The organism is Fructilactobacillus florum DSM 22689 = JCM 16035, from assembly GCF_001436645.1.
Lineage (GTDB): Bacteria > Bacillota > Bacilli > Lactobacillales > Lactobacillaceae > Fructilactobacillus > Fructilactobacillus florum.
Map to the genome: position 1 here is coordinate 82,106 of NZ_AYZI01000004.1, position 11,811 is coordinate 93,916.

At 39.9% G+C, this 11,811-nt stretch carries 13 protein-coding genes; 12 read left to right on the plus strand and 1 reads right to left on the minus strand.

Translation table 11 applies throughout. The features are described 5' to 3' along the window. Window positions 1-78 precede the first annotated feature (78 nt). The 9 genes from FC87_RS03265 to holA all read left to right on the plus strand — a co-directional run bounded on the left by FC87_RS03265 (window position 79) and on the right by holA (window position 8,111). The gene (locus tag FC87_RS03265) at window positions 79-1,248 is read left to right on the plus strand and encodes an FtsW/RodA/SpoVE family cell cycle protein (protein ID WP_009167148.1); all 1,170 of its coding nucleotides are present in this window, start codon (window positions 79-81) and stop codon (window positions 1,246-1,248) included. Window positions 1,249-1,269: 21 nt separating this feature from the next. Next, window positions 1,270-1,542 (plus strand): YlbG family protein, encoded by a 273-nt coding sequence (locus FC87_RS03270; protein WP_009167147.1) that lies wholly within the window; start codon window positions 1,270-1,272, stop codon window positions 1,540-1,542. Continuing rightward, entirely contained in the window at window positions 1,539-2,093 is a 555-nt protein-coding gene (gene rsmD / locus FC87_RS03275; RefSeq protein ID WP_056961621.1) for a 16S rRNA (guanine(966)-N(2))-methyltransferase RsmD, read from the plus strand. Before FC87_RS03270 ends, rsmD begins: the two co-directional genes overlap by 4 nt. A gap of 3 nt (window positions 2,094-2,096) precedes the next feature. Beyond that, window positions 2,097-2,582 (plus strand): pantetheine-phosphate adenylyltransferase, encoded by a 486-nt coding sequence (gene coaD / locus FC87_RS03280; RefSeq protein WP_009167145.1) that lies wholly within the window; start codon window positions 2,097-2,099, stop codon window positions 2,580-2,582. Continuing rightward, window positions 2,569-3,618 carry a SepM family pheromone-processing serine protease gene (locus FC87_RS03285; protein WP_009167144.1) on the plus strand — a complete coding sequence of 350 codons (1,050 nt, stop codon included), beginning with the start codon at window positions 2,569-2,571 and terminating at the stop codon, window positions 3,616-3,618. The genes coaD and FC87_RS03285 overlap by 14 nt, the downstream gene beginning before the upstream one ends. A gap of 55 nt (window positions 3,619-3,673) precedes the next feature. Further along, a complete protein-coding gene (locus FC87_RS03290) occupies window positions 3,674-4,303 on the plus strand; it encodes a helix-hairpin-helix domain-containing protein (protein WP_056961623.1) in 630 nt (209 codons plus the stop codon). A 55-nt stretch (window positions 4,304-4,358) separates the two neighbouring features. Beyond that, window positions 4,359-4,844 carry a ComE operon protein 2 gene (locus FC87_RS03295; RefSeq protein WP_009167142.1) on the plus strand — a complete coding sequence of 162 codons (486 nt, stop codon included), beginning with the start codon at window positions 4,359-4,361 and terminating at the stop codon, window positions 4,842-4,844. Between the two features lie 71 nt (window positions 4,845-4,915). Then, the gene (locus FC87_RS03300; protein ID WP_338083242.1) at window positions 4,916-7,117 is read left to right on the plus strand and encodes a DNA internalization-related competence protein ComEC/Rec2; all 2,202 of its coding nucleotides are present in this window, start codon (window positions 4,916-4,918) and stop codon (window positions 7,115-7,117) included. Then, window positions 7,026-8,111, plus strand: coding sequence for a DNA polymerase III subunit delta (gene holA / locus FC87_RS03305; protein WP_235728273.1), 1,086 nt, complete (start codon window positions 7,026-7,028; stop codon window positions 8,109-8,111). The genes FC87_RS03300 and holA overlap by 92 nt, the downstream gene beginning before the upstream one ends. A 10-nt stretch (window positions 8,112-8,121) precedes the next feature. Here the strand turns inward: holA and rpsT are convergent, their stop codons facing one another. After that, the gene (gene rpsT / locus FC87_RS03310) at window positions 8,122-8,382 is read right to left on the minus strand and encodes a 30S ribosomal protein S20 (protein ID WP_009167139.1); all 261 of its coding nucleotides are present in this window, start codon (window positions 8,380-8,382) and stop codon (window positions 8,122-8,124) included. 232 nt (window positions 8,383-8,614) lie between these two features. On the opposite strand from rpsT, the gene rpsO reads away from it, so the two are divergent. The 3 genes from rpsO (at window position 8,615) to FC87_RS03325 (ending at window position 11,704) form a co-directional block, all read left to right on the plus strand. Then, entirely contained in the window at window positions 8,615-8,884 is a 270-nt protein-coding gene (gene rpsO, locus FC87_RS03315; RefSeq protein ID WP_009167138.1) for a 30S ribosomal protein S15, read from the plus strand. 157 nt (window positions 8,885-9,041) lie between these two features. After that, complete coding sequence (locus FC87_RS03320) at window positions 9,042-10,757, plus strand: ribonuclease J (RefSeq protein ID WP_009167137.1); 1,716 nt, start codon at window positions 9,042-9,044, stop codon at window positions 10,755-10,757. Window positions 10,758-10,801: 44 nt separating this feature from the next. Continuing rightward, window positions 10,802-11,704: a hypothetical protein gene (locus tag FC87_RS03325; RefSeq protein WP_009167136.1), complete on the plus strand. Its 903-nt coding sequence runs from the start codon at window positions 10,802-10,804 to the stop codon at window positions 11,702-11,704. Window positions 11,705-11,811: the final 107 nt, after the last annotated feature.

An 11,811-nucleotide genomic window follows, 5' to 3' on the forward strand; every position in this document is an offset into this window, starting at 1 on the left:
TAGTAAAGGTATGAAAATCTTCTCAAAGACTAGTACAATGAAACTACTAGCAAACAACGATGTCTGAGGAGCGTTTCCATGAAAAAATTTTTAAATGGAATTGATTGGTATTTGTTTTTTCCTTATATTATCCTGTGTGGAATTGGAATCGTGATGGTTTATTCAGCCAGTGCAGGGATGGGGATGTTACATCAAGGAATGGCACAGTCCTATTTGCATAAACAAATTTTATTTGTAATTATTAGTCTGATGATTGTGTTAGGCATGTCTCGCTGTCGCTTCGTTTATTTGAAAAATATCACTTTTTTGATGGTAGCAATTTTAACAATGTTTTTTATTTTGATTGCACTGTTTTTTTGGGGAAAAAGTATCAATGGAGCTTCTGGCTGGATTACACTAGGATCATTTAGTATTCAACCAGCGGAATTGTGTAAATTCTTGTTCATCGTCTACTTTGCCCACCTTTTTTGGAAGCGACGTTTTTTGATTGCTCAAAATGGTGCTTTGAGAACCTTTCTTTGGCCCAAAAAATTTTATCCTTTAATGTTTCCAGTGGTAATGATTGGGCTGATTTTTATTCAACCGGACACTGGTGGCGCTCTGATCAACACTTTTATTATTTTGGTGATGTTTGGAACAACGATTACTAGTAAGCGATGGTTGACGCTGTATTCGCTACTAGTCATGATTGGACCGCTAGCCTTATATCGAATTTTCAAAAAACCAATTGGGCTTTTTTTTGCAAATAGTCATCATTATCAATTCCAGCGGTTTGTTGCCGTTTATAATCCGTTTCTTCATCCGCAATCATCAGGACAACAGCTTATTAATTCATTTTATGCAATTAGTAATGGTGGTTTATGGGGTCGGGGTCTAGGTAATAGTATTCAAAAAATGGGATATTTAGCTGAACCTAACACTGATTTTATTTTGCCGATCATTTCTGAAGAATTAGGATTAGTTGCCGTTATTTTTGTGCTTGGCTTATTGTTAATGTTAATTGTTAGATCCATTGATATTGGATTTCGCAGTAATAACATTTATTACAGTTCGATTTGTTATGGAACCGCTGCCTATTTATTTGTCCAGACACTTTTAAATGCGGGTGGGTCTGTTGGATATATTCCGTTAACCGGAGTGGCTTTGCCCTTTGTTAGCTACGGGGGTTCGAGTATTGTGACTCTAAGTCTCTGTTTGGGTATGGTAATGAGTATTAGCCGAATTGAACAACATCAAGGATTACTATAGTCGTTAAGGAGGAGATTGATCGTGAGCGAAATTCCAGCACGGACTGAGCTGGTTATTGGGTTCCTTAACCAACGGTCACTGAGGCAACTAGCTAAGTTTGGAGATATGCGTTACGCTTCACTGAAAATGCACTATGCGATTATGTATGTAAACCAGGCCGATGAACAGCAACAAATTGAAAAGATCAAGCAGTTACGTGGGATTAAATCGGTTGCAGTTGCACCAACGGCAACTTTGGCAGCTGATTTTGCGGAACTAAATCAGCAACTAAGTGAGGATAGTCAGTTATCATGAGAATTATTGGCGGGACTCATCGAGGACAGCGACTAGTACCAGTTGCGGGGCGCCAAACTCGTCCAACAACTGATAAGGTTCGCGAAGCGCTTTTTAATATGATCGGTCCCAGCTTTCGTGGCGGGCATTTTTTAGATTTATACGCTGGTTCTGGAGCCGTTGCCTTAGAAGCACTGTCACGTGGAGTTGATCAAGCCGTGGCGATTGATCGCCAGTATCAGGCAGTTAAAACCATGGAAAAAAATGCGGCGAACCTTAAAATCACAAAAACAAAATTTCAAATAAAAAAAATGACGGCGGCGCGGGCGATAGAAATCATGGCTGGCTCTGAGACTCAGTTTGACTATGTTTTTTTGGATCCTCCATATGCAGAGCAACAAATGCAAATAGATTTAGATAAACTAGCCCAGCAGGGGTTGTTAAAACCAGCAGCGTTAGTAATCTGTGAAACCGATCGAGCAACAAAATTGCCTAAGGTCGTAGATTATTCAATGGTGCGTCAAAAAAACTATGGGTTGACAACGATTACAATTTATCAGTATAAGGATTAAATCATGAAAAAAGCAGTTTATCCGGGTAGTTTTGACCCCTTAACTAATGGTCATTTGAATATTATTCGTCGAGCTAGCACAATTTTTGACGAAGTGACGGTGGCAATCGGAAGAAATCCCGAAAAGAAGACCTTGTTTTCAGTTAGCGAGCGGATTCAGCTACTCCAATGTTGTACAACTGAATTGAAAAATGTTACTATCAAATCCTATCAGGGGCTGACTGCTGATTTTGTCCGTTCAGAACATACTAACATTGTGATTCGTGGCACTAGAAACTCCCGCGATTTTGTATATGAACAAGAGATTGCCAATCTTAATAATCTGTTGGATGCGGATATTGAAACAATGCTATTATTTGCTAATCGTGATTACGAGTTAATTTCTTCATCGATGGTTAAGGAAATCAATCGGTTTGATGGTGATGTGCGACAGTTCGTTCCTGATCAAGTTTTCAAAGCACTGAAGGAGAAGAATCATGAAAAAAATTAGTAAGCAGCTACAACACTATCGCATTCTAATTTTATTGTTAGCTGCGCTTTCATTTTTACTGTGGTTTTTCTTTTGGCCACTTAATACAGTGGTGGAAGCTCCGGGAGAAGCAGTTAATTTGCAACCAATGGTCAAGATTTCGGGACAGCCACCGCTCAAAAAAAATCAATTTATGATCACAGCTGTTTCGTTATCTCAAGCGCGTCCGGTAACTTATGTTCAATCATGGTTTAATCCACATTTGACAATTGAAAATGCAAATAACATTACCGGTGGACAAAGTGGCAGTCAGTTTAATGATGTTCAAAATGTTTATATGGAAAGCGCAATTAATAATGCGATTTATGTTGCATACCAGCACGCAAATCGACCGGTACAACGAAGTTTCCATGGAGTCTATGTTTTGAATCTACTACCTAATTCTGATTTTAGAGATAAATTAGAACCGGCTGACCTGATTGAATCGATTAATGGAAAGCAGTTGAAGCAAAGCACAGATTATGTCAAATATATTCGGTCGCTACCAGAAAACGCTAAGTTAAAAATAGATTTCAAAAGAAAAGGAAAGCCCCACACTACCACTGGGTTTAAACGCGAAATTGCAAAGGGATTTAATGGAATCGGGATTACAATGACTGATGATGTTTCTGTGAAATCAAATCCGGCCGCTAGTATCAAACCAGGTGAAATTGGTGGTCCTTCCGGAGGTTTGATGTTTGCACTCCAGATTTATTCACAACTAGAACAAAAAACATATCAACCACAAAAAATTGCAGGAACGGGAACGATTGCTGCTAATGGTCAAGTTGGTGAAATTGGTGGGGTTGACAAAAAAATTATTGCAGCCCATGATAGCGGTGCAAAAGTTTTCTTCTGCCCGTACGTAAAGCCAACGAAGACCAATTTGGCAATGGAAGAAAATCATCAGACTAATTATCAGGTGGCTAAAACTACGGCGGCTAAATATGCACCAGGAATGAAAGTTGTCCCTGTAACCACTTTCCAAGATGCTATTAATTATTTAAATAAACAATAAAGATGCTGTAATGGGCATCTTTTTTCGTATTTAAAATTATAGAAAGGGGAATAAGATGGATAAGTATCGAGAAAAGTTGGTTGAATTAGTTCAAGATCATGGTGCAAAATTATGGATTGTGATAATTGGAATCATGGTCGTCATTAGCGGGTACTTTTTATGGCCGCAATCGGTCGCTAGTAGTGAGAATCAGCAACAGGTGACACAGCCGGTGTCACCTAAGTCTCAACCAATCCACCAAAAAGGGATGCTGAAAAAGACCTTTGTAGTGGAAGTTAAGGGAGCAGTTCAACGTCCAGGGGTATATCATTTGCCACCGGGAACTCGTTGCGAGACGTTGATACAACAGGCGGGAGGTTTTACACCCACGGCTGACCAGCGACAAGTAAATTTGGCAAAAAAGCTTCTTGATCAAGAAAGCTTGTATGTTCCAGCTCAAGGAGAAAATAAGTCAATTACTATGCCGACTGGGGGTGGATCAGAACAACCGTCGGAACCGATCAACTTAAATGAAGCGGATGTCACCAAATTGCAACAAATCGATGGGGTTGGTGCAAAAAAAGCAGAAAAGATTGTGGCTTATCGACAAGCACATGGCGAATTCAAGTCTGTGGATGATCTCAAAAACGTAGCGGGTTTTGGTGTTAAAACTGTCGCAAAATTGAAAGATAATTTGACAATTTGAACCACCAAGAATTGCTGTTATACTTGAGAAAATCAGCTACAGGAGGTGGTCTTGTATGAAGCGAGAAAGAATTCCCTGGGATCAATACTTTATTCTACAAGCAATTTTAATTGCTAGTCGCAGTACTTGTAAGCGTCGCTCAGTCGGAGCGGTTTTAGTGCGCAATAAGCGGGTAATTGCCTGCGGCTATAATGGTTCAGTTGCCGGTGATGATCACTGTTTGGACGTCGGTTGTTATTTAGTAAATAATCATTGCGAACGGACAATTCATGCCGAAATGAATGCAATTTTGCAATGTGCGAAGTTTGGTGAATCAACGGATGGAGCGGTCATTTATGTAACTGATTTTCCATGTTTGCAGTGCACAAAAATGTTGTTACAAGCAGGAATTACTGCGATTAAATATGTAAGAGAATATCATAACGATCCCTATGCAGAGCAATTGTTACAAAAAAAACAGGTTCAGGCGACGCAGGTAATGATTGACCAGCAACAATTTGATAACTTACCCTTTGCAGACTACTTATCTATCGATGAATAATTAAAGAAAATTTTTGGATTTTTACAGCCGTCTGGTGGGCGCTTTTAGCGGTATTTTTCTTCGTTTCGCCGATCTATGGTGCGATTGGAATGATAATATGGGCAGTTCGTCTAGCCTGCTTGCAGGTTAGGTGGTTTTTCCTTATAAATTGTTGTCTCCTAATAATTCCGGCAGGATGTTTTTTTAGTTGGCAACAATTCCGTGCTAGCCAATTACAAACATTTCAACAAGCAACCGGTAATCATGTTACCCTGCAGGTTCGGATTACTCCAGACAATCTGAGGTGGTCGGGCAGTCGTTATAGTGGGTTGGTAACCGTTCCTAGTCTCCATCAACAGCTTTATTTGCGCGGACAAGCAACATCACGAATGCTTGCTACGTTGCATACTACCAAAAGTTTATTAGTAACTGGTCGACTACAGCCTTTGGCGCCCATCGGGAATCAAAATCAATTTGATGGAGGCACTTTTCAACGCCAACGCGGGATTAATGGACAACTACAGGTTCAGCAACTCCGATTGATTGCTAAGCAACCACCAGCAACTTTTTTTGAAAAATTACACGAGTTGCGATTTTGGGGATTATGGCAGTTACGGCGGTTTCCTCACTTGGTTCGGTTATACGCTGCTTGTTTGTTATTTGGTTATCAAACCGAAGACTTCCGGCTCGATTTGAATGGAGTGCAACAATTAGGTTTGATCCACTTGTTTACGATTTCGGGACGCCACGTCTACTTTCTTTTACAGTTGGCAACCTATTTATTGACTCGATTACGGCTTCGTCGCAAATGGATCGATTGGTTTAATTGCTGCTGGCTTCCAGTGTATTGTGTGATATCAGGCTTTGGCGTTGGACTATGGCGGGCCTGTTTGGGGACAGAATTACGAATTCAAGCGCGGCTACTACAGGTTAACTTAAGGGGGCTGGATCTTTGGGCAGTGACCTTGATGCTCCATTTATTGATTAATCCATGGGTTCTTTGTCAATTTGGCGGTCAGCTGGCTTATTTGTTATCATTTACAATGTTAGTTACAAATACATCTCGTTACTGGCAACAAATGCTTTGGATGAACCTAATTGGGCTTCCCCTGATTTTATATCATGGTTACACCTGGCATTGCCTCTCTTTTTTGGTCAGTTTATGGATGGTGCCAATTTTTGGTAGATTAGTGTTTCCGTTAATTTTAGTTAGTTATTTGCTGGGGGTTTTTCGGTTACCTGGTTTGCAAATTAGTAATTGGCTGTTGCAACAGATCACAGTGGTAATCAATGGAATTAGTCAATTCCCAGGGGAAATTATTTTTGGAAAGCCCCAGCTGGTTCTCGTGGTCTTGTTATTGTTGGTCGGATTGGGAGCATTTTTTAAACAAGTTTGGCAACGGTGGATCACGTTTTTTTTATTACTATTACTGTCATTTGGACAAATTCATTTGCCAACGACTGGGGAAATCACCTTCTTTGACGTGGGTCAAGGTGATAGCATATTGATCAGAGCACCATTTAATCAGACGGTGACTTTGATTGATACTGGTGGTCGGCTTGATTTTGGCAATCATCGAAGACAAGGACAGCGTTATCAAGCAGAACAAACGTCAATTAATTATTTACACAGTATTGGAATTCATCGGATCGATAATCTATGTTTAAGTCATCAGGATGCTGACCATATTGGAGATTTGCCTGCTTATCTAAAAACCATGCAAATTAAAAGAATTTATTTTCCCTGGGGAATGGAACGGAATCGTAGTTTTATGCACCGCCTAGTCCACTTAAAACAAGGAACGGAGTTAATTCCTGCTCGAGCTGGAATGAAGATTGCAAAGACATCCCTTCGGGTGCTCCATCCGCATCATCCCGGATTTGGACACAATGAAGATTCACTGGTCTTGTGGGGTAAAATTGCGGGACTTAAATGGATATTTACGGGTGACTTGCCACGAGTAGAAGAGGTCAAGTTGTTGCAACAGTACCCCAAGCTCCAAGCAGATGTTATCAAGTTGGGTCATCATGGTAGTAAAACAGCTTCTGATCCCAGTTTTTTGCGGAGACTGGCACCTCGATTTGGGATTATCTCAGCCGGAAGAGCCAATCGATATGGACATCCTAATCACCAGACCCTGGATACGTTACAGCGATTGAAAATTAGGTCGTTTAGTACGCAAACACAGGGGATGATTTCATTTGAATATCGAGCAGGGCAAGCCGGCAGATTTAAAACAAAGTGGAAAGGAAAATCAGATGACCATCAGTCAACAAGTAGCCAAAATTACTAGCCAACAAAAATCGATTTATTTGGTAATTGGTCAGAATGAATTTTGGGAAAGCAGAATTTTGGAACGCTTGCAACAGTTGATTCCTATAACAGAACAAACCATGAATTTTGCAAGTTACGACCTAGAAGCAACTTCACTAGGAACTGCACTGAACGACGCGCGCTCACTTCCTTTTTTTGGGAATCATCGAATAGTGGTGATTAAAAATGCTGCTTTTTTAACCGGTCAGGCGAAAAGCACTGCCAGTCCAGCAGAAATATCTGATTTATTGAAATATCTACAACAACCAGTGGCAGAAACCACTTTAGTAATTTTTGCCCCCTATGAAAAGCTTGATAGTCGTAAAAAAATCACCAAAGAATTAAAAAAACAGGCTGAAATCATCGATTTTAATCAATTATCAGAGAGGGAAATTCGTGATTTTATTAAAAAGTATGTCAAAAACAAGCATTATCAAATTGAACCGGCAGCACTCGAAGAATTAATCAGCCGCACGCAAGCAGATTTGACCATGACAATGAACGAACTGCAAAAAGTTTTTTTATATTGTTATCAGCAACCAAATATTACTGTTGCGGTAGTTGATCAAGTTGTTTCTAAATCTTTAGATCAAAATGTTTTTTCCTTAGTTAATTACTTATTGCGTGGTGAAACGACGCAAGCAATTTCTTTTTATCATGAATTAATTGAGGAGGGGCAGGAAGCTATTAAATTAAATGCCATTTTAGAAGGTCAGTTTCGGCTGCTTCTACAAGTGTCAATTCTTAGCCGTCAGGGGCGTCGTCAGACCGAGATGGCAACCATCCTGAAAGTCCATCCTTATCGGGTTAAACTAGCACTAAAAAACGAGCAGCAGTTCACTTTGCAAGAACTACGGACTGCATATTTAAATTTAATTGAGATTGAATGCCAACTAAAAAGCAGCTCTAGTAATCCAGAACTGCTCTTTGAAAATTTTGCACTTCAACATAGCAAAAAAAAGAACCCGCAATAACGGGTTCTTTTTAATTGGTTTTGTTTTTTAGTTTAGTTAAATGAGACTTCTTACGGTTAGCGCTGTTAGTTTTAATCAAACCCTTTGATTTCGTGTGGTTGATTGCAGCAATTGCGTTGCGGTAAGCTGTTTCTACATCTTCGGAACCATTCTCAATTGCACTTTCGAATTTCTTTACAGCGGTCCGCATCTCATTTTTTTTAGAGGCATTGCGCTTGCGTGCGATTTCATTGGTTTTCATCCGTTCGATGGCTGATTTAATGACTGGCATTTTTTCACCTCCATATCGGAATTAATCATAAAATTCTTGGTTACAACGTCCTTAATTATACAAAATTAAGGGAATAATTGCAATACCAACGCAGATGATTACTTGGAATATCTTGCGTTATTAATTGAGATAGTGTATATTAAATTGTATAACTCAAACTTAGTTTTACGAGTCACTGACGTATTACCCAGCTTGAGCAGTTGTCACTATATTTAGGAAGGTGGAATTAAACATGGCATTAACTAAGGAACAAAAAACCGAAATTATTAATAAATATGCACAGCACGAAGGTGATACCGGTTCAACCGAAGTGCAGATTGCAGTTTTGACTGCTGACATTAACGAGATTAATGATCACATGAAGACTCATAAGAAAGATTTTCATTCCCAGCGAGGCTTGATGAAAAAGATTGGTCATCGACGAAATTTATTAGGTTACCTGCGGAAAAAAGATGTACAAAGTTATCGTGAACTAATTAAGAGTTTAGGTTTGCGTCGTTAAACAAGATAAAAAAAGATGTGCCAAGTTCACTTGGCACATCTTTTTTTATCCCCGATTATATTGAAAGTATGGTACACTAACAGATAAGAAAGATTAGGCTGATTGAAGGGTTCCTTCATAAAATACAATTAAAAATTATCTTGAGGTGTAATTATTTATGAAAAAAAATATTAAAATCATTCCTTTAGGAGGAGTGCGCGAAGAAGGTAAAGACTTATTTGCGATTGAAGTTAATGATCAAAGTATCTTTATTTTAGATTGCGGTTCTAAATTTCCCCTTGATGAAATGCTGGGAATTGATTTTGTGATTCCAGACTTTACTTACATTCGCGAGAATGCTGATAAGGTTGTGGGGATCTTTTTAACGTCCGGACACTTGGATTCCATTGGAGCACTGCCTTACCTTTTGAGTGAGTTTGATGTGCCAGTCTTTGGTACTGATTTAACCATCAGACTAGCCCGTCACCTGATCAAACAACATCATGATAGTCGAAATTTTGATAATTTCCAGGTAATTAATGAAAAAAGTGAAATTGTGTTTGATGATGGGACGATTACCTTTTTCTCTGTAACGCACTCGATCCCAGATGCGATGGGAATTGCTTTAAAAACAGATCAGGGAACGGTTGTCTACACCGGCGATTTCAAATTTGACCAAACAGTTCCGGCTGATTACCAAACTGATTTTCCAGCAATTATCGGCACTGGCAAAGAACGAGTTTTAGCACTACTTGCTGATGCTAGAAATGCTGAAGCACAGGGGCAACTGGCCGAAGAACGAGCAGTACAGGCTTATCTAAGTGATACCTTTGAATTTCAAGATAGTCGACTGGTGCTCACCTGTATTGCTGAAAACTTGTTGCGGTTGCAAGAGATTTTTAATGCGGCGGCTGCGAGTGAGCGAAAAATTTATTTTGCAACTGAGCACGGGCAGACAATCTTTAAAATTGCGCAACAAGCTGGCAAATTAAAGCTACCTGATCCAAAGATTATTATCAAATCAGCCCAAGAATTAGCTAAACTTGATGATGGTCAGATCATTATTTTGCATTTGGGTCAGCCGGGCGAAGCAATGCGTTCCCTGGCAAGAATGGCGAATCAGCATGATCCACACGTTCAGATTGAAACGGGGGACCTGGTACTGCTAACCACTGCTCCTTATCGTTCGATGGATAACGCCTGGGCTAAGACACGTGACTTGGTTTATCAAGCTGGCGGAACGGTTACTAGTGTTACTGAAGCATTGACGGTTGCTGATGATGCTACTCGTAGCGATTTACAGTTAATGTTGGGAATGGTAAAGCCGGATTACTTTTTGCCAGTACAAGGTGAATATCGCCAACTGGCAGCAGCAAAAGAGGCTGCGCTGGTCAGTGGATATCAGGATGATCAGATTTATTTAGCAGCAAAGGGTGATCGGCTTCAGTTTGATGATCAGGGACTCACTCTTGGTGAGGCGGTTCCAGCAGCCGATACGATGATCGATGGGATTGGAGTTGGTGATATTGGAAACATTGTCTTGCGGGATCGAAATGTTTTATCACAAGACGGTGTCTTTATTGCAGTCGTTACTATTGATCGTAAGAAGCGGCGGATTGTTGAAAAGCCTAAAATCACATCACGCGGGTTCATCTATAATCGTGCCCATCATAAATTATTGAAGGATGCTAGCGACTTAGTAATTAAAACGGTAGAAAGTAACCTTGATAATCAGGATTTTGATTGGTCTCATTTGAAACAGGATGTCCGAGAAAAATTAAGTTCCTTTCTCTACAAAAAAACTGATCGGCGGCCGGTAATTTTACCCGTGATCATGGAAGTTAATCAACATCATCGGCGCAGTAAAGCCAATAAAAAGAAAAAGAATGATTAAGAATGGGGTTTCTAACCCGATTCTTTTTTAATAAGGTGGAGCAAATGACTGATTCTCAACTTAAACTTTTAAAAAAAGCAGAAACTGATTATCGACGAAAGAACTATTCAGCAGCGGTGGTGGGCTTTTCGCAGTTATATAACGAGCTAGAAGTGGTGCCCGATCCGGTCGTAGTCGGATTGACATCAAGTTTGTTAGCGGTTAAGCGTCCTAATGAAGCTGCTCAAATTGTGGATGATCACTTTTCATTTTTTAGTCAGCATCAATTGAGCTTGTTGGTTCAGACGCTACTACAAGCTCAGCGGTTGCTCGACGTGCAGTTGTTAAAGCAGTACGTAACAGATACCGAGCAAATCAAATTAAACGAACAATTAGCCGCAGCTGAAACAAGGGCGACAAAAGATGCTACCGTCCAACGGGTGGCTCGCCAGTTTAAACATCTAGGTGCTGTAGAAATTCCACAACAACAAGCAATTGTACAACAGGCGGAACGCTTGCCACTAAAACTTTATCGGGCGGGGGTTGAGGTTAATTTACAAGATGCCGATGTTAGCCCGGTTTGGCGTGCACAAATGTTAAATAATCTAATGCGGTTAAAAGTTACCAATCCAGTTTCCTTTCGCTTTTTGGATAACAAACTTTATCAGGCAACTCCAGCCCAGCTGCAAGATGTGAGTGAAACGGTAGTGGCACAAATCCTTGAGCAACAACTACAGGATCAGTTTGGTCAAAAAGATCCAATTGAAGTTCAACAACTTCAACAAATGATCCAAACAGTATTACAACTCTTGTTTCCGTTTGTTGATCAAATCATCCATGACCCCGCCCAATGGTTCACGGTGTTTACGAAGATGCAGGAGCCAGATTTTGATATTCAGACAGTGGCTACTGAAATTCGGCGTTGGTTACTTCCAATCGAACAAATTTTGCAAGCGTTGGTAAATTAGGAAAATAAGACTTTTGTGTTTACAAATATTTATCGAGTAGCTATAATTAACAAGTGAATTCTTTGGACTTGGCGGGCTTTATTTTTTATAATAATGTAGTATAATTA

What these genes read in the sequence shown, in the direction of transcription:
- FC87_RS03265 (WP_009167148.1), top strand. Translation starts at nt 79, where the DNA reads ATGAAAAAATTTTTAAATGGAATTGATTGGTATTTGTTTTTTCCTTAT.
- rsmD (WP_056961621.1), top strand. Translation starts at nt 1,539, where the DNA reads ATGAGAATTATTGGCGGGACTCATCGAGGACAGCGACTAGTACCAGTT.
- coaD (WP_009167145.1), top strand. Translation starts at nt 2,097, where the DNA reads ATGAAAAAAGCAGTTTATCCGGGTAGTTTTGACCCCTTAACTAATGGT.
- FC87_RS03285 (WP_009167144.1), top strand. Translation starts at nt 2,569, where the DNA reads ATGAAAAAAATTAGTAAGCAGCTACAACACTATCGCATTCTAATTTTA.
- FC87_RS03290 (WP_056961623.1), top strand. Translation starts at nt 3,674, where the DNA reads ATGGATAAGTATCGAGAAAAGTTGGTTGAATTAGTTCAAGATCATGGT.
- FC87_RS03295 (WP_009167142.1), top strand. Translation starts at nt 4,359, where the DNA reads ATGAAGCGAGAAAGAATTCCCTGGGATCAATACTTTATTCTACAAGCA.
- rpsT (WP_009167139.1), bottom strand. Translation starts at nt 8,382, where the DNA reads ATGCCAGTCATTAAATCAGCCATCGAACGGATGAAAACCAATGAAATC.
- rpsO (WP_009167138.1), top strand. Translation starts at nt 8,615, where the DNA reads ATGGCATTAACTAAGGAACAAAAAACCGAAATTATTAATAAATATGCA.
- FC87_RS03320 (WP_009167137.1), top strand. Translation starts at nt 9,042, where the DNA reads ATGAAAAAAAATATTAAAATCATTCCTTTAGGAGGAGTGCGCGAAGAA.
- FC87_RS03325 (WP_009167136.1), top strand. Translation starts at nt 10,802, where the DNA reads ATGACTGATTCTCAACTTAAACTTTTAAAAAAAGCAGAAACTGATTAT.